We start from the raw sequence: 16,719 nt of genomic DNA on the forward strand, positions 1-16,719 counted from the left end.
CGCAACGAGGTATCTCGTTAGAAGGCCCGTGCCTCGCTGCGATCACCGCCTCTAGGGGGCTGCGAATACGTCAACCACACGACATGTGCCGCGTGGACACCGCGGTGACGGTCAACTCGTGTATCTTGCGGCGATGCCAGGCCCCCGGGTTGGTTCGGATAGCCCAGGCTGCCGAAGCGGGTCTGGCATTCGCTGCCGGGCTCCGCCGTCGGCGAACCGGGCGATGCCAATCTCCCGGCAGGGCCGACTGGCTGCGTGAATCAACACAGCACGTTCTCTCTAATGCGGGATTTCGCCGATGCGATTAAGCTAAGTCAGTCGTCGACTACGAATGTGAAGCCTCCCGGCGGCATTTCGTGGACGAGGACCTCGTTGTCGTCGCCAGCCAGGCATGCGCCGGCCATGTCGGTGGACCAGTTCGGTTGGCTGGTGATGGAGTTGGGGCTGACCAGCTGTTGGCGTGGGACCTGTCGAAACATCGTTTTCGCCCCGGTGCACATCCGAACCGGGGTGGAGGGACTGCGCAGTGTTGAGGACAGTCTTGCGGACGGCGTCGAGGTCCCTCACATCTTCTTCATCTGCGTTGGCCTGTGAAGGGCTGAAAGTCCTTCGGCGCAAAGGGAAGACATAGCAGCGTCGGTTTCGGCTGTGGCTCTGGGATGGGTTGGTCGGAAAGGTTGACGTTCCACGCGAGAGCGACTTCGGTGACTGTCGGCATGTGTGCGAATGCTCGGATGACGACACGTCCGAGGCTGCCATCGCGCTCGCCCATTGAATCGTTGATGTCCTGGGGTGTTGGCGTGAGATGAGCGCGAGTGGCAGCCTGTAGCCGCCGGTTGCGGTCTTTCCCGTCGGTGCGGTCGATCCGCTCGGCGACTTTCCAGGAGAAGTAACGGACGGCTTCGATGCGGGTTGTGATGTCGGCGAGCACGTAGCCGGCGTTCTGGTAGTCGATGACAGGTACAGGTCGGGACCGGTGGTCGGTTTTGGCAATTCGTAGGCGTAGTCGAAGGCTGCGCGCATTTGACCTACACACGCGGCGCCGATCGACGAGCAGGTCCAGGAAAAGGCTGTGGCGACGATGTCGAGCCCATTTTTAAGCTGATTGATGCCATCTGAGCCTGTCGACGATGACGCGACGCGAGGGCTCATCGCCCCCGGACCCGTTCCCTATTAGGTTGGTGGAATTGCCTACAGCGGGACCTATCGTGGCCCCGACGAGTTCATGAGTCTCATCAATAGAGTCTGGACGACCTGGGACGGCGCCCATTTCGAGCCGCAGTACCAGTGGCAGCCCCGGATGGAATGAGAATCTGTGCGGTGGTGTATTTCAGGGCCCATCTGACCGAGTTTCCAGGGCCGTCGATACGATGCTGAGCGAGATCTGGGAGTTTCAGGATGGCCAAGCGGTCGAGGCCAGGATCTAGTACTTCGACACGAAGCGGCTGTCTGTAGCGGCTCTCAGGCGACCTCTGAGGTAGCCATCGTCATGCTCGACAGGTCGAGTGCACCGCCGACGGGTTAAACGAGCGCGGTGCCCGGGATGAAAAGATCGGTTGACCATCGGCGCGGCGCCGATAGTGGACGTCCCGGCATGCCGCCGATGCCCGCCAGGGCAGCCGAGTATCGACCTGTCCTGGCGGGCACGTACTCGTGAATCACCCCGGGAGAGGCGCCGGACCGCTACGTGCCAAGGCGTTCCAGGATCGCGACTCGGCAAGTCCGGGAGCCGCATCGATCGGTGAAGCCGGTAGGCGCGGTTCGGCCGTTCAGCGCCACAGACCGGCACAGAGCGACGGTCTGCCCGGAAGTGCCGCATCGTGGCGAATGGCGGCGTCCAGGTTGTCGGCGAGTGTCTGGGTCATGTCGACGCTGTGACGGGTTTCTTTCGACACGGAGACGCTCACGCTTTCGATACTGCATGCCAGGCGTTGCCGCGTCACGTCCACGATGTAGGTGATCGTGTGCAGGGCGCGTGTCGACCGAGCCAGGAACCTGGGGTAGACCGTGAAGTGGTCGTCACGGACCAGCTCGCCCAGATAGCGGGCATGTTGTTCGGTGACGAAAAAGGTCATGCCCTGCTCCAAAGCCTCGTCGAGACCCAGTGACCGCTTACGTGCCCACACCGCTCTGACAGCTGCTGTGACGTAATGAGGAAGGCTCATGTGCCCGTTGGGATCGACGAGGTCATCGGTGACAGTAGAGTCGAGCGCCGGAGTGATCTGCGTGATCTCTGTAAGGGTAAGTGCGGCGGGCCGATTCAAGTCAACCTCGTTTGCGTGTACTCCGGAGATCTCAAGCATGGAGGGTATGTCCTGGTGAGTACCGGACGAAGATGGTTTCGCTGAAAGCTCCCCGCGCAGTCCATCATTTGATTGCCCCGCGTTCACGGCTGTCGCCTACGAATGCCACCGGACGACCGCGTCGGTGTCGGCCCGACTCGTCCGATAACTGTTCGCGGGATGCTCCTCGTCCGACCAACCGAACGAGATCGCAACGAGTACTGACTCTGTGTCCGGCACGCCGAAGAACTCGCGCACGGCGGGGGCGCGCGTGGCGATCGCCGCCTGGGCGATGGTCGCCACACCCAAGGACTCGGCGACGAGCAGAAGGTGCCCTAGGAAGACGCCGACATCGAGGGCGCCGTATGTGCCGAGGGCCGCATCGACGGTGATCACCGCGACGTGTGGCGCACCGAACAACTCAAAATTCTTCGCCGATTGCTGCGCAGATGCTACTCGGTCACCCTTGGCGACGCCGACCGCTTCGTACAGCTGCCAACCGCTTTCGCGACGTCGCTCAAGGTGGGCGCCCTTGTACTCGCGCGGCATTGCGATGTCGGGTGCGACTGCACCACCGTGTTCTCGTCCAAATTCTCGAAGGACCGTCCGGAATTTCTCTGTTTGCGCGCCCTCGGTGACGTAGGCGTGCCACGGTTGAGTGTTGCACCACGAGGGCGACTGCCGAGCCAGGGTGAACATTCGCTCGATAGTCGCATGCGGTACGGGCTCCGGTAGGAAGGCGCGACGACTGTGACGCCGCTTTATTACCGATGCGAGGCTATCGGCCTCGAGGCTGTCTAGGGCGGTTTCGTTGTCCGACATCGGGTCGCTCACATCCGCTCGATGATCGTCGCGTTCGCGAGGCCACCGGCTTCACACATCGTCTGCAGGCCGAATGTCGCGTCACGGCGTTCTAGCTCGTGGAGAAGGGTCGTCATGAGGCGGGTTCCCGATGCGCCGAGCGGGTGTCCGAGCGCGATGGCTCCGCCGTTCGGATTGACCTTGTCGGGATCGACCTGGAGTTCGCGCTGCCATCCGAGCACGACGGGTGCGAAAGCCTCGTTGATCTCGATGATGTCGATGTCACTCATCGATAGCCCGGACTTCTCGAGCGCTTTGCGGGTGGCGGGTATCGGTGCGGTAAGCATCCTTATGGGGTCGGAGGCGGCAAGGGACATGGTGTGGACCCGTGCGCGGGCCTTTAGGCCCAACTCGGCCGCCTTCTTGTCGCTCATCAGCAGAACGGCACTTGCGCCGTCCGAAATTTGTGATGCATTGCCGGCGGTGATGACACCGTCAGGCTTGAAGGCGCTTCGGAGACTTCCCAGCTTTTCGAGGCTGGTGTCCGGCCGAATGCACTCGTCCGACTCCAGTACGCCGTTCGAGCCCTTCAGTGGGATGATTTCGCGAGCGAACCGTCCCTCGGACGTCGCGGCGGCAGCGAGTTGATGTGAGCGAAGCGAGAACACGTCGAGCTCGGTTCGGGAGAAGCCCCACTCCTGCGCGATCAGCTCGGCAGCAAGACCCTGCCCCTGAATGCCACCCCTGTCGGCGTAACGAGCCACGATGCGGTCGCTGTACGGATCCTGGCCGAGATCGTTGGAGATGGAGGACGTCATTGGAACGCGGGTCATGCTCTCCACGCCGGCCGCAATCGCGACGTCGTAGTCGCCGCTGCGAATCGCCTGCGCCGCAAAGTGTATGGCCTGCTGAGCGCTGCCACACTGACGGTCGATGGTGATGGCCGGGACTGTTTCCGGGAAGCCGGCTGCGAGTACGGCGTTCCTGCCGATGTTCACCGCCTGCTCACCGATCTGAATGACACATCCGCTAATCACGTCGTCGACGATCGCGGGATCGATACCGGTCCGATCGATGAGCGCAGCAAGCGTCTCGGCCAACAGGTTGACGGGGTGCCAGTCCGCCAGTGCTCCGTTCCGTCGGCCCTGGGGGGTGCGGACTGCTTCGATAATAACTGCTTCGTTCACGATGCTTACCCATTTCTTTTCTGTACGGTAGGCGTCACAATATCAGAGTTGACAAGCGACTTCTGCAGTTCCGACATCCGGCTCCGCCGAGTCAGCCCCGGGCGAGGTCGACCAGCTGCGACCCCTCGGCCGTACCAATTCGGCCGACCACTTCCGTCGATTCGAACTCCGAGAGCAGGTCCGATTGATCGATCCGAAGCAGCACCCTGTCGCTCGTAGATGTCTCAGCGACGGCGAATCCGTGGGAGGGCGTACCGTCGCGTCCGTAACGGACAGTGGTAGCCGCGATCGACACGGTGCCGCTGAATTCCGCGACGACTTTTCGTTGGTCGTCGAGGCGACGAACGCGAGGAGTAGAGAGCGCCCGGCTCGGTGGGGTTGCGCCGTAGATGCCGATGGCGTGCTTTGTCAGTAGGCCGCCGTTCGCCGTGCACATCCCCAGTGTCTCCGGCTGCTCCCGCAACCGGGTGACCATGGTTGCGATCGAGTGCGTGGCGTAGTTGTTCCACGGCCCCCCGGCGAAGGTGAGACCGCCGGTTACCGTCAAGGCGCCCGACAACGGAAGGCCGAGGGCGCGGGCACCCACCTGGACTGCTGACGGGAAGCATGAGTAGATGTCGACCAGGCCGATGTCGTCCATGGTGGCGGCGGCCATCGCCAGTGCGTCGAGAGCGGCGGCCTCGATGGCCTTGGACGTCGTGTACGACTGGCGAGCTGTGAAGGAGTCGCAGTCCACCGCCTCGCCGAAACCGTGAATGAAGACGAGCTCGTCGCGGGAGAAGCCCAGCGACAATGCCCTTTCGTACGATGTCACCACCAGAGCGGCTGCCTGGTCGACATCGTTGTTGGCCACCGCAAGCTTGCGATACGGGTGACTGATGAGGCGGTTGCCATCACCGGGGGACACGATGTCACGCGCGTTCAGGGTTCGACGAATCGCCGCGTACGGATTTGTCGTGGCAACGGCGCTGAAATCAGCCCAAAGCTGACCGATCACCTTGTCGTGCTCGGTCAGGGAACGGCCGGCCTCGAAGCGAAGTGCCGATTCCAGCATCGGGTACGCGTCCAGAGGGTCACCGAAGCCGCGCAGCGCTTCCAGGGCGGTCGACATGGAAAGTTCTGCCCCGATCACCTCGTCGGGCTGGTCGGATGCATCTTGCACGGTCCAACCTGTCGGACGTCCTTCTCGCCGCAGCAGACGCCGGGTGCGCCAGCTCTCGGCGCCGCCGACGGCGACGACGGAGCGCTTGCCGGTCCAGATGTCCCATGCCGCGCGGTTCACCAGAGCCTGGGGTGAGTGACCACCGTGGGTCGTGTACGCGAAATTCCCGACGGTGATGCCGAGTTCACGGGCAGTAACGCTACCCGGGTTCGTGTAGGGGCGAGTGCCGATCGCGACTACATCGAGCGAGTCGATCACGTTGAGTGCTCGTGGTGACGCTGCGGCGCTGAGCGCCTCGGCCAGCAGCAGCGCCGGCTCGGCGGCGGGATACGAGGCTGTCACTTGACCCGTGCCAGCGATCACAGGGCTCCGAGGATCGATCTTCTTGTTCATAAGTGAGGCCTTCCCAGTGCTGTGCGAATCTGCGTGCGAACTCAACCCGATACGCCTCCACCGCGGGCGTTCGCATGGCGTCGGGTGCCGTCGCGCCGAAGGAGGCGCTTGCCACATCGGTTGAAACGCCCTAAGTTTAACCGTACGTTGACCGTCAGTATTGCATCAGTCGCATATGCGACTCTGTGCAGGCTGAACGTCAAGCGGTCGAAACAAGGAGACCTCGTGAGACAAGAGAAGACGGTCCCGCAACTTCTGGACCACTGGGCCAATGACGGTCCGGAACGCCGATTCCTTACGGTTGGGAATGTAGACCGAAGCTACGGCGAGGTGCGAGACGAGGCATGGAGGTTCGCGGCTGCCCTGGCTGCGCGGGGTATTGCAGTCGGCGACCGCGTCGCTGTGATGGCACCCACGTCCATCCAGTCGGTGACGAGCCTGCTGGCAGTGACGGGCCTCGGTGCGATCTCGGTACCGTTGAACATCTACCTCAAGGGCGAGCCGTTGGTTCACCAGCTGACGAGCAGCGGGTGCACAGCGCTCGTCGCGGATGAAGCCGGTATCCAGATGGTTCGCGGACTCGCCGCGGAGTTGACCGACTTACGCTTGATCGTGCAGGTTGACGGCGCCGGCGCCGATATTGACGGTATCGACGTCGTCTCCTACGCCGATTTCGTGGCGGAGGCCGCGGCTCTCACACCGGTCGATCCGAGCGACGCCGATGTGTACGCCATTCTCTACACCTCCGGCACGACCGGTCTGCCGAAGGGCTGCGTCATCAGCCACGGTATGACCAAGCACTGGTCTCGCTATACCGAATCGTTGTCTGCCTTGACGGACGACGACGTCATCTTCACGGCCGCACCACTTTTCCATGTCGGTGGGCAGACACCACTCCTCGGTGCACTGTCGATGGGTATTCCTGTCGTGCTGGAGACCGGCTTCTCGGCATCTCGATATCTCTCACGCGCTGCGGAGGTCGGGGCAACGGTTGCGGTGGGAGTCGGCTGGATCGCGCAGGCCCTGCTCAAGCAGCCGCCGTCAAATGCTGACCGAGACCACACGTTGCGTGCAATGTCGACGGTGCAGCTGTCAGTCGGTGAGCAGGAGCAGTTCGAGCAGCGGTTCGGCATCCGGGCTCTGACACGACAATACGGACAGACCGAGTGCTACCCGATCGCCTACAACCGGTTCGAGGACCAGGGCGTCAGCCCCTACGCGGGCAAGCCTGCGCCCGAACTCGAGGTCGAGTTTCACGACGACCAGGGCCGCAGCGTCCCGCGTGGTGAAATCGGGGAGATCGTGGTGCGTCCGCGGGTGCCGCATGCGCTCTTCGAGCGCTACTGGGGCGACGATGCCGGGAGCCTGAAGGCTTTCGAGGGTCTGTGGTTCCACACCGGGGACATGGGCCGGCTCGTGGACGGCGAGATTCAGTACGTCGACCGGAAGAAGGACTCGATGCGTCGGCGCGGTGAGAACGTCTCCGCGTTCGAGCTGGAGCGGACCCTGATGCGAGCCCAAGGCGTCGTCGAGGTCGCCGTCCACGGCGTCGAACTCGACGGCGAGCTCGACCAGGCGATCAAGGCGTGCCTGGTCGTCGCTGACCCGGAGCAGTTCGATCTAGCAGGCTTGGCGTCGTACATGGCTGTGGAGCTGCCGTACTTCGCCGTTCCGCAGTTCGTCGAGCTCATGCCCGCTCTGCCACGCAATGCTGCGGGGCGAGTGATGAAGGATCAGCTTCGACGCATCGGCGTCAACTCGGCGACCCAGGATCTCGTCGAGATGGGACTGGGCGTGACCCGCGACCAACGACGTGCGAGCGCGTATTGATGACGACTCAGGCAAAGGATCATGACGTGACCCAACACAGCACTTTCGATCGAGCGGTGGAGCGGTTTCCTGGAAGATACGCCGCAGACTCACCCGATCGCCTCGCCGTCGTTCACGGCGCGAGCGGATGGACACAGACCTATCGAGAGTTGGACGATCAGGCGAACCGCCTGTCGTCGGCATTCGCGGAGCGTGGGCTGACGCCCGGGGACCACGTCGTGATCCTACTGGAGAATCACGAACGATTCCTGGAGGTGGTCTGGGGTGCTCACTACGCGGGGTTGATCTACACGACGTGCTCCACGCGCCTCACGGCGGACGAGGTCACCTACATCGCCTCCGACAGCGGCGCACGCGCGATCATCTGCAGTACCTCCTTCGGCGACGTCGGAGCCGAGGCGGCACAACGTCTTTCGACTATCGATGTCCGGTTGGCGATAGGTGGAGAGATCGAGGGATTCGAGTCGTACGAAGCCGTCGTCGACAGCAGAGACGCAACCCCGTTGCCGGCGCCGCGGTGGGCTGGCGGAGACATGTTGTATTCGTCGGGAACCACTGGTCGACAGAAGGCGATCGTTCGCACGGCCGAGCCGATGCCATTGGAGACGGCCCCTGTCGGGGTGTCGTACGTGGCGCGCAAATTGTTTGATTTCGACGACAGCACGGTGTACTTGTGTCCGGCGCCGCTGTACCACGGAGCAGGCATCCGATTCGTGATGGCGACGACGGCGCTCGGCGGCACCGCAGTGATCATGGACAAGTTCGACGCGGTCACCTATCTGGAGTTGGTAGAGAAATACGCGGTGACCCACAGCCAGGTGGTTCCCACGATGATGTTGAGAATGATGCGCTTAGATGATGATGTCCGCGAGAAGTTCGATGTCTCCAGTCTTCGCTATTTCATTCACTCGGCAGCGCCGTGTCCGCGAGACCTGAAGCAGCGCGTGATCGACTGGCTCGGTCCGGTCGTGTACGAGTACTACGCAGGAACCGAGAGCAACGGAGTCGTGTTCTGCAACTCGGTGGAGTGGCTCGACCATCCGGGTACTGTCGGCCGTCCCATCGGGTGCGAGATCCATATTTGCGATGATGCCGGGGATGTTGTTGCGCCGGGCGAGACCGGCGCCGTCTTCTTCGGAAAAGGGCCTGAGTTTGAGTACCACGGCGACGCGGTGAAGACCGCGACGTCTCGGCACCCGCGCGGGTGGAGCACGCTCGGTGACATCGGTCACGTCGACGAGGACGGATTCCTTTACCTCACCGATCGTAAGGCGTTCATGATCATTTCCGGTGGCGTGAACATCTACCCGCAGGAAGCCGAGAATGTTTTGTCCACGCATCCGGCCGTCTTCGACGTCGCTGTTTTCGGTGTGCCTAATCCCGACTTCGGAGAGGAGGTGAAGGCGGTCGTCCAACCTGTCGCCATGCCGGAGCCCGGTCAGGCGAGCGATGCTCTCGCGGGCGAGCTGATCGATTTCTGCAAGTCGCAGCTCGCTGACGTCAAGTGTCCCCGCAGTGTGGAGTTTCGGAGGGACCTGCCGCGCGACCCCTCAGGCAAGATGCTCAAGCAAAAACTTCGTACTGAATACCTTTCCACAACGACGGGAAGTGGTGCTTCATGAGCGAGGACAGGAGTCTTCGCGGTCGTGCAGCCATCGTCGGAATCGGCGAGAGCACGTACTACAAGCGAGGAAAGTCGCCCGATTCGGAGTTCGAGTTGTGTCTCAAGGCGGTGATTGCAGCAGCGGAGGACGCGCAGATCGACGTCCGGGACGTCGACGGGCTCGTCTCCTTCGGGGCCGACAAGAACGAGCCGCCCAAGATCGCGGCGGCCCTCGGCGTCAAAGATCTGAAGGTCTCGGCAATGCAGGCTACTGGCAGCGGCGGTGGTTCCAGCGGCCACATCGGTCTTGCTGCGGCGGCGGTCGCGACAGGCATGGCCGACAATGTCATCGCTTATCGCGCGATCACCCAGCCGTCTGCCGCGAGGTTCGGGCTGGGTGCGTATGGCGGTGCGAGTTCGTCGTCCTCCGATGTCTCGGGGCACGGGCTGGGTGGAATCACCGCGGCCCACGGTTTCTTGACCCCGGCGCAAAAGTACGCGCTGCGCGCGCAACGTCTGCTCGACGTCGTCGGAGTCGATCCGAGTACGTTCGAGGCGGTCGCTCGGGCGGCCTACCATCATGCCGCGACCAACGAGCACGCCGTGATGCATGGGCGGCCGCTGTCGTCCGAGGCGTATCGGGGTTCACGTTGGATCTCGGAGCCCTTCCGCCTGTACGACTGCTGCGCCGAGAGCGATGGGGCAGCGGCGGTGCTGATCACCCACAGATCTCGGGCCGAGGCGTTGCGTGACGATCCTGTGTATGTGCTTGCGGCGGCCGGAGGGGGCCCGCTCCGTTCGGCGGCGCAGGAGAACGTCCCGGATTACGTAACCGGCGGGTTCAAAACCCTCGCGTCACGTTTGTTCGAGCAGGCAGGGCTGAGCCCAGAGGATATCGACGTCCTCCAGGTCTACGACAACTTCACGGCCGGGGTTGTCATGGCCATCATCGAGCATGGATTCTGCACACCTGAAGAGGCCGCGTCGGTATTGACGTTCGACAACCTGACGACCCCAGGAGGGTCGCTGCCCCTCAACACCTCAGGTGGCAACTTCGCCGAAGCGTATGTGCAGTCCATGCAAATGCATGTCGAAGCGGTGCGACAGCTCCGGGGAACGGCGATCAATCAGGTGCCTGACGCCAAGACTTGCCTCTGCGCCGGTGGTCCGATGACTTCCGTGAGCACCTCTGTCATCTACGGAACGAAGGATGTCCTGTGAGCACCGATGCATACCTCTCTCAGCCATTCGTCACGCCGAGGCCGTTGCCGGACGGTTTCGACCTCCCGCACCACGAGGGGCTTCGCGACCATCGACTGGTTCTGCCGCACTGCGGCGCGTGTGGCATGTGGACATGGCCGCCCGACGTCATCTGCTGGAACTGCCACACCTTCAAGCTCGAGTGGACTGAAACCAAGCCCGAGGGACGGATTTACAGCTGGACGCGTGTGTGGCACCCGGCCCGGCCCGAGCTCGCAGTCGACGCTCCGTATCTGATCGTTCTCGTCGAGCTTCCACATGCGAGCGGTGTGCGACTCATCGGGAATCTGCTGGGACCCGGAGAGCAGGAGGTCAAGTGTGGAATGCCGGTGACGGGCGTCTTCGAGGACTCCGCGGACGGTGAGTACACATTGCTTCAGTGGACGACCGACGTCGGAGCCTGACTGCTGGACCGGGGCAGTCGCCCCGGTCCACGATCGGTGGGATCAAGATGGCGAGTCAGCCCGCCATTCGGCCTGGACGTCGGACGCGGCAACCTCTTGACGCGGTGGTGCGGTGGGCACGGGCGCGGGCGTTCTGGTGAAACGAGGTGCCGGCGCGGCCTGGCTCAGTCCGTCGATCTCTATCCGGGTGCCTCGAGCAGTCAGGTGACCATGGTGTTCGGCTTCGTCGAAGTCGAGCACCGGGGAGACGCACGCGTCCATGGTCTCGAATAGCGCGGTCCACTCGTCACGACTTTGCTGCCGGAACCGCGCGGCAAAGATGCTTCGTAGTGCTGGCCATTGAGCTACGTCGTCGCGATTCGGTAGGTCGTCTGTGTCGAGTTGCAGTCCCTGAAGTAGCTCACGGTAGAACTGAGGCTCTAGTGCGCCGACTGCTACGAACTTGCTGTCGGCGCACTCGTAGGTGTCGTAGAACGGTGCCCCTCCGTCGAGCATGTTGGTTCCTCGATCTGCATTCCATTTTCCCAGTTGGTGCAGGGACAGAATCTGCTGCACCAGAATGCTTACTCCGTCGACCATGGCGACGTCGATCTCTTGACCGCGCCCGGAGATGGATCGCTCGACCAGCGCCGCTAGGACTCCTTGCACGAGAAGCATGGAGCCTCCGCCGTAGTCACCGACGAGATTGATGGGGACGGTGGGCCGCTCACCGGGGCGCCCGATGGCATTCAACGCGCCGGTGATGGAAATGTAGTTGAGATCGTGGCCCGCTCGCGCAGCCAGAGGACCCGACTGTCCCCAACCTGTCATCCGCGCGTAGATCAGGCGAGGGTTCGCTCCGATGCACACCTCAGGTCCGAACCCGAGCCGTTCTGCCACTCCTGGACGGAAGCCTTCGATCAGGACGTCGGCCTCGGCGACGAGGCCGTGCAGATCTTGAAGGTCACTCTCCTGCTTCAGATCGAGGATGACGATCCGGCGGTTCCTCAATACGAAGTCGGTTTTGTCTGCGTCGAACCCGTAGCCGGGGCGCTCCACGCGTACGACATCTGCCCCGAGATCACCCAGCATCATGGCCCCGTGGGGGCCTGGCCCGATACCTCCGAGTTCGACAACGCGAAGGCCGTTCAGAGGTCCCCTGGGGTTGGATTTTGTCTGCATCTCGGTCTCCCGCGTCTCGTCGGCTTGACGTGAAGTGCTTCAGTCCGGCCGTTGTGGTCAGTATGGCTCTTTTTTGGTCAAGGTATGGGTCATAATACTGACGAATAGCGTAAGTTATTACCCTAACGTCTCGCGGAGGAATGCCATGTCTTTACCCTTGGAACTCGAAGTCGTCGACCGCTGTCTGGTTATGACACTGAACCGTCCGGACAGGCGCAATGCCGTAAATGCCGAGCTCGGTAACTTATTGGTAGAGGCGGTCGAGCGGCTTGATGCCGACCCGGCTCTGCGGGCAGGCGTTCTGACCGCGAACGGACCCGCATTCTGTGCGGGCATGGACCTCAAAGACTTTGCGTCGCAGGGTGTGCCTCGTGGACTCTTCAAGTTTGTCCGGCGAGGCAGTGCGAAGCCGATCGTCGCGGCAGTTCGCGGCCAGGCGTATGCCGGTGGTCTCGAGATCGCTCTAGCCTGCGACGTGATCGTGGCGTCGCGATCTGCCTCGTTCGGCTTACCCGAAGTGGGGAGAGGGCTGATCGCCGGCGCGGGCGGGCTGTATCGACTTCCTCGGAAAGTCGGTGAGGGACTTGCGAATCTGATGGCTCTCACAGGCGACCCCATCGACGCCGATCGCGCGGAACGGGCGGGCCTCGTCTCGGTGCTCGTAGACGACGAGATCAAACTGCACGAACAGGCCTTGTCGATTGCGGCCCGGATGGCGTCGAACTCTCCGTTGGCAGTCCGCTCGAGCAAGCGACTGTTGGAATCTGCGCGGGGAACCTCGTTCAAGGAGTACTGGGAATTGCAGCGCCCGTTCATGGTGGAGGTAGGCGAAGCACCGGATGCCCAAGAGGGGGCTGCGGCCTTCGTGGAGCGACGAACGCCCCAGTGGAAGACGGACTGAGCACTAGATCGAGCCTCGAGGCTCGGATCCCTACTGCGAGCGGGCGGTCCGATGCTAAAGTTATTTACTGAACGTATACCGTCATTATATTATGCCGAGGAGTCGTGCGACGCCCGACTCTCCCAATCAATCCTAGGAGCTCAACATGCTGCATAATCTCCTCTCAGGCTCGACCGAATACGCGGTGACACGATGAAGATCGACTCGACTTCTGCCATCGTCACCGGTGGGGCCTCTGGACTCGGTCTGGCCGTTGCGCGGGTGCTCGCCGCCGCAGGCGCGCGGCCGGTCATCGTCGACATGAACGCAGATCTGGGTGAGTCAGTGGCCCGGGAGAACGGCTTCACATTCGCGCGCGCAGATGTGTCGAGCGAGTCCGACGTCGCCGAGGCAATCGCGACGGCTCAGGAGGTCGGGCCGTTGCGCGTCATCGTCAACGCAGCCGGAATCAGCCGCTCGACACGCACGGTGGCCAGGGACCTGACACCGTTGCCGCTGGACGAATTCGAGGCGCATGTGCGCGTCAACCTGATCGGCACGTTCAACGTCTGCCGCCTCGGCGCGGCTGCGATGGGCGGACTCGATGCCATGGCAGACGGCTCACGCGGAGCCATCGTGAACTTCGCGTCCATCGCGGCATTCGAGGGTCAGGTTGGGCAGGTGTCCTATTCCGCATCGAAGGGCGGTGTGGTCGGCATGACTTTGCCTCTCGCTCGCGACCTTTCGGTGCTCGGGGTGCGTGTGAACACGGTCGTCCCAGGTCTTATCGACACCCCCATCTACGGCGAGGGTCCCGAGGCCGAGGAATTCAAAGCCAAGCTGGGCCGCGACGTGCTCTTCCCGAAGCGTCTGGGCAAGCCGGAGGAGCTGGCCTCGGTGGTCCGCGAGCTGGTTCTCAACGACTATATGAACGGCGAGGTCGTGCGGGTCGACGGTGGGGTGCGACTTCCGTGGAAATGACTTCCCAAGAAAGCGTCGTGCTCGATGTCGTCGATGGCACGGTGCTGGTCATCACCATCAACCGGCCCGCAGCGCGCAACTCCATCGACGCCGCGGTCGCAACGGGATTGCTCAAGGCTGTCGAGCGACTCGACGCCGACCCCACGCTTCAGGTAGGCGTCATCACCGGGGCGGGCGGCTTCTTCAGTTCCGGCATGGACTTGAAGGCATTCGAGCAGCACGGTCCTCCGGCGGATCTGATGCCGTTCTTGACGCGTGAGGGCCACAAGCCCACCATCGCGGCAGTGGAACGTTTCGCGTTGGCGGGCGGTTTAGAAGTCGCGTTGACCTGCGACATGGTCGTTGCTTCCGAGGGCTCGCGATTCGGCGTGCCAGAGGTTTCAGTCGGGCTTTTCGCAGCGGGAGGAGCGCTTTGCCGGTTGCCTCGGCGCATGCCCATTTCGATCGCCTTGGAGATGGCACTTACTGCCCAACCGATAACGGCCGAGAACGCCCAGACGCATGGACTGGTCAACCGCATCGTCCCCGCTGGGGAAGCGCTGGAGGGAGCACTCGACCTTGCTCGGACGATCGCAAGCCATGCGCCGGCAGCGCTCCAAGCAACTCGCGAGCTCATGTATCAGAGCCTCGACCTGGACGAGTCCGCCTTCTGGGGCCTCCAGCAGCCGCTGATCGCGACGGTCTTCGGGTCAGACGACGCAAAAGAAGGGCCGCGGGCGTTCGCCGAGAAGCGGCCCCCCAACTGGACAGGAAAGTGACGGACGTAATGGCACAGGACTCGACGGACATGTTCGACCTCACAGGTAAGACCGCCATCGTCACCGGCGGCACGCGTGGGATCGGTCGGGAGATCGCTGCGGCGCTGGCCGCGAGGGGCGCTCACGTAGTGATCACTGGACGCCAACAGGCTTCGAGCGAAGCCGCGGCAGCCGAGCTCGCCGTCCACGGAGACGTGTCCGGCGTGAGCAGTCACATGGGCGATCTGGACAGCATCGCCTCCCTGGTTTCATACACGGCCGAACAGCATGGCGGCATCGACATCATCGTGAACAACGCAGCGAACTCCCTCACCCAGCCAATGGGAAGCTTGACGCCCGAGGCCTTCGACAAGTCGATCGCGGTCAACCTTCGTGGCCCCGTGTTCTTGGTCGAGCATGCATTGCCCTACCTGAAGAAGGGGACGGGAGCTGCGGTATTGAACATCGTGTCACCGTGGGCGTTCACGTACTCGCCCCAGGCCGCTCTGTACGCCATGGGTAAGAACGGCCTCGTAGCGGCAACTCGCGCCATGGCGGCTTCCTACGCGGCTGACGGCATTCGGGTCAACGCACTGGCACCGGGGGCGACTGACACCGACATGGTGCGCAACAACGATGCAGAGGCCATCGAGGCGATGGAAGCAGCCAGCCTCCTTGGACGTTTGGGGCGTCCAGAGGAGATGGTGCCGCCGGCCCTGCTGCTCGTATCCGACGCCGGCAGCTTCATCACAGGTCAGGTGTTGATGGTCGACGGCGGTACGTTCCCATACTGAATTTGTTTCAAATCTGTACGACTACCGTCAGTAAATGATAGGGTGGGTTCTATCGAGCTCCCTCAACCTTCCCGTTTAGGGAAAATTAGTGAACGGAATTGGCTATGAAAACCGCCATCTGCGATGTGCTCAACATCGATGTTCCGATTGTTGCCTTCTCGCACTGCCGAGACGTCGTTGCGGAGGTGTCCAAAGCGGGTGGGTGCGGGGTGCTGGGAGTCGCCCTGATGTCGCCTGAGGAGCTCGACGTTGAGCTCACCTGGATCGACGAGCAAGTCAAGGGCAAGCCCTACGGCATCGACCTCATCGTCCCGAACGCATTCGAGGGTAAGAATGACGGTGCGGGTCAGCACGTGGCACCAGACGATGTCGAGGTTCCCCAGGAGATCACCGACTTCGTGAATGAGATCCTGCGGTCTCACGACATGGATCCGGATCAAAGCCCAGCCACCCCCATGGCGTCGGCGGAGACTCTGTCGGCGGAATACTCGGCCCGCATGCTCGATGTCGCGTTCAAACACCCGTTGGCCCTGATAGTGAATGCCTTGGGCACTCCGCCAGCATTCATGGTGGAGCGGGCAAAGGAGGCAGGTGTGGCGGTGGGAGCACTCGTCGGCACGACGAAGCATGCCGAGGCGCAGATGCGAGCGGGCGTCGACTTCATCGTCGCCCAGGGCATGGAAGCGGGTGGTCACACTGGCGAAATCGGGACGATGGTCGTGGTGCCTGAGATCGTACGGCACCTCCATGAACTTGGTAGCACGATGCCGGTGCTGGCAGCCGGCGGAATCGTGACCGGAGGTCAGGTCGCTGCCTCGATCGCGCTCGGCGCGGCGGGCGCATGGACCGGATCCGTGTGGTTGACGACTCACGAAGCCGAGACTGCGCCGTATACCAAGCAAAGACTCCTCACAGCGTCGTCCGGTGACACGGTGCGCTCGAAGTTCAGAACGGGTAAGCCGTCGCGCCAGTTGCACTCGGAGTGGCACGCAGCGTGGGAAGCCGAGGGCGGACCGGACGCACTTCCGATGCCCCTCATGGGCTACGTCAGCGAACCACCGCTTCGTTACGCAGACACTCTTGCCGCGAACGGTCACAAGGGTGCGCAGGCTTTGAGCACGTACTGGGTGGGTCAGGGCGTAGGCCTCATGCAGTCGGCGAAGTCGACGCGCCAGGTCATGTCCGACATGGTCGACGAGTACATCGAAGCAGTCGAGCGGATCCTGGCGAGCGTGGACGAGTGA

16 protein-coding genes are annotated in these 16,719 nt (G+C 62.7%); 9 read left to right on the forward strand and 7 right to left on the reverse strand.

Annotated elements, in window-relative coordinates:
- Positions 1-314: 314 nt before the first annotated feature.
- The 6 genes from FEZ60_RS31670 to FEZ60_RS31695 form a co-directional block, all read right to left on the reverse strand.
- Positions 315-479: a hypothetical protein gene (locus FEZ60_RS31670; RefSeq protein WP_172937885.1), complete on the reverse strand. Its 165-nt coding sequence runs from the start codon at positions 477-479 to the stop codon at positions 315-317.
- A 95-nt stretch (positions 480-574) separates the two neighbouring features.
- Complete coding sequence (locus tag FEZ60_RS31675) at positions 575-931, reverse strand: hypothetical protein (protein WP_172937886.1); 357 nt, start codon at positions 929-931, stop codon at positions 575-577.
- An 838-nt stretch (positions 932-1,769) separates the two neighbouring features.
- Complete coding sequence (locus FEZ60_RS31680) at positions 1,770-2,303, reverse strand: acyl-CoA thioesterase (RefSeq protein WP_172937887.1); 534 nt, start codon at positions 2,301-2,303, stop codon at positions 1,770-1,772.
- Positions 2,304-2,399: 96 nt separating this feature from the next.
- Positions 2,400-3,104: a nitroreductase gene (locus FEZ60_RS31685; RefSeq protein ID WP_172937888.1), complete on the reverse strand. Its 705-nt coding sequence runs from the start codon at positions 3,102-3,104 to the stop codon at positions 2,400-2,402.
- A gap of 8 nt (positions 3,105-3,112) precedes the next feature.
- Positions 3,113-4,270 (reverse strand): acetyl-CoA C-acyltransferase, encoded by a 1,158-nt coding sequence (locus tag FEZ60_RS31690; RefSeq protein ID WP_172937889.1) that lies wholly within the window; start codon positions 4,268-4,270, stop codon positions 3,113-3,115.
- A 91-nt stretch (positions 4,271-4,361) separates the two neighbouring features.
- Positions 4,362-5,825 carry a hypothetical protein gene (locus FEZ60_RS31695; RefSeq protein WP_172937890.1) on the reverse strand — a complete coding sequence of 488 codons (1,464 nt, stop codon included), beginning with the start codon at positions 5,823-5,825 and terminating at the stop codon, positions 4,362-4,364.
- Positions 5,826-6,050: 225 nt separating this feature from the next.
- On the opposite strand from FEZ60_RS31695, the gene FEZ60_RS31700 reads away from it, so the two are divergent.
- From FEZ60_RS31700 to FEZ60_RS31715, 4 genes are read left to right on the forward strand one after another with little or no spacing between them, the layout of a single operon-like run.
- Entirely contained in the window at positions 6,051-7,655 is a 1,605-nt protein-coding gene (locus FEZ60_RS31700) for an AMP-binding protein (protein ID WP_172937891.1), read from the forward strand.
- Positions 7,656-7,681: 26 nt separating this feature from the next.
- On the forward strand, positions 7,682-9,277 hold the full coding sequence (locus FEZ60_RS31705) for an AMP-binding protein (RefSeq protein WP_346343432.1): 1,596 nt from the start codon (positions 7,682-7,684) through the stop codon (positions 9,275-9,277).
- Complete coding sequence (locus FEZ60_RS31710) at positions 9,274-10,479, forward strand: acetyl-CoA acetyltransferase (RefSeq protein ID WP_172937893.1); 1,206 nt, start codon at positions 9,274-9,276, stop codon at positions 10,477-10,479. The genes FEZ60_RS31705 and FEZ60_RS31710 overlap by 4 nt, the downstream gene beginning before the upstream one ends.
- A complete protein-coding gene (locus FEZ60_RS31715) occupies positions 10,476-10,922 on the forward strand; it encodes an OB-fold domain-containing protein (protein ID WP_172937894.1) in 447 nt (148 codons plus the stop codon). The genes FEZ60_RS31710 and FEZ60_RS31715 overlap by 4 nt, the downstream gene beginning before the upstream one ends.
- Positions 10,923-10,964: 42 nt before the next feature.
- Here FEZ60_RS31715 and FEZ60_RS31720 read toward each other — a convergent pair whose 3' ends face one another.
- Positions 10,965-12,083, reverse strand: coding sequence for a CaiB/BaiF CoA-transferase family protein (locus FEZ60_RS31720; protein ID WP_172937895.1), 1,119 nt, complete (start codon positions 12,081-12,083; stop codon positions 10,965-10,967).
- A gap of 145 nt (positions 12,084-12,228) precedes the next feature.
- Between FEZ60_RS31720 and FEZ60_RS31725 the strand changes: the two genes are divergently transcribed.
- From FEZ60_RS31725 to FEZ60_RS31745, 5 genes are all read left to right on the forward strand, one after another.
- Positions 12,229-12,984, forward strand: a complete 756-nt coding sequence (locus FEZ60_RS31725) for an enoyl-CoA hydratase-related protein (RefSeq protein ID WP_172937896.1) — start codon at positions 12,229-12,231, stop codon at positions 12,982-12,984.
- A gap of 192 nt (positions 12,985-13,176) precedes the next feature.
- Positions 13,177-13,944, forward strand: coding sequence for an SDR family NAD(P)-dependent oxidoreductase (locus FEZ60_RS31730; protein ID WP_172937897.1), 768 nt, complete (start codon positions 13,177-13,179; stop codon positions 13,942-13,944).
- Positions 13,941-14,702, forward strand: a complete 762-nt coding sequence (locus FEZ60_RS31735; protein ID WP_172937898.1) for a crotonase/enoyl-CoA hydratase family protein — start codon at positions 13,941-13,943, stop codon at positions 14,700-14,702. The genes FEZ60_RS31730 and FEZ60_RS31735 overlap by 4 nt, the downstream gene beginning before the upstream one ends.
- Before the next feature lie 8 nt (positions 14,703-14,710).
- Positions 14,711-15,475 (forward strand): SDR family oxidoreductase, encoded by a 765-nt coding sequence (locus FEZ60_RS31740; RefSeq protein ID WP_172937908.1) that lies wholly within the window; start codon positions 14,711-14,713, stop codon positions 15,473-15,475.
- 104 nt (positions 15,476-15,579) lie between these two features.
- Complete coding sequence (locus FEZ60_RS31745; RefSeq protein ID WP_172937899.1) at positions 15,580-16,719, forward strand: nitronate monooxygenase; 1,140 nt, start codon at positions 15,580-15,582, stop codon at positions 16,717-16,719.

This window comes from Rhodococcus sp. MS16, assembly GCF_013277795.1.
Classification (GTDB): domain Bacteria; phylum Actinomycetota; class Actinomycetes; order Mycobacteriales; family Mycobacteriaceae; genus Rhodococcus_F; species Rhodococcus_F globerula.

Excerpts from the sequence above, each read along its gene's own strand:
- FEZ60_RS31695 (WP_172937890.1), bottom strand. The coding sequence starts at position 5,825 with ATGAACAAGAAGATCGATCCTCGGAGCCCTGTGATCGCTGGCACGGGT.
- FEZ60_RS31680 (WP_172937887.1), bottom strand. The coding sequence starts at position 2,303 with ATGCTTGAGATCTCCGGAGTACACGCAAACGAGGTTGACTTGAATCGG.
- FEZ60_RS31685 (WP_172937888.1), bottom strand. The coding sequence starts at position 3,104 with ATGTCGGACAACGAAACCGCCCTAGACAGCCTCGAGGCCGATAGCCTC.
- FEZ60_RS31720 (WP_172937895.1), bottom strand. The coding sequence starts at position 12,083 with ATGCAGACAAAATCCAACCCCAGGGGACCTCTGAACGGCCTTCGCGTT.
- FEZ60_RS31740 (WP_172937908.1), top strand. The coding sequence starts at position 14,711 with ATGGCACAGGACTCGACGGACATGTTCGACCTCACAGGTAAGACCGCC.
- FEZ60_RS31710 (WP_172937893.1), top strand. The coding sequence starts at position 9,274 with ATGAGCGAGGACAGGAGTCTTCGCGGTCGTGCAGCCATCGTCGGAATC.
- FEZ60_RS31730 (WP_172937897.1), top strand. The coding sequence starts at position 13,177 with ATGAAGATCGACTCGACTTCTGCCATCGTCACCGGTGGGGCCTCTGGA.
- FEZ60_RS31745 (WP_172937899.1), top strand. The coding sequence starts at position 15,580 with ATGAAAACCGCCATCTGCGATGTGCTCAACATCGATGTTCCGATTGTT.
- FEZ60_RS31725 (WP_172937896.1), top strand. The coding sequence starts at position 12,229 with ATGTCTTTACCCTTGGAACTCGAAGTCGTCGACCGCTGTCTGGTTATG.
- FEZ60_RS31735 (WP_172937898.1), top strand. The coding sequence starts at position 13,941 with ATGACTTCCCAAGAAAGCGTCGTGCTCGATGTCGTCGATGGCACGGTG.
- FEZ60_RS31670 (WP_172937885.1), bottom strand. The coding sequence starts at position 479 with ATGTTTCGACAGGTCCCACGCCAACAGCTGGTCAGCCCCAACTCCATC.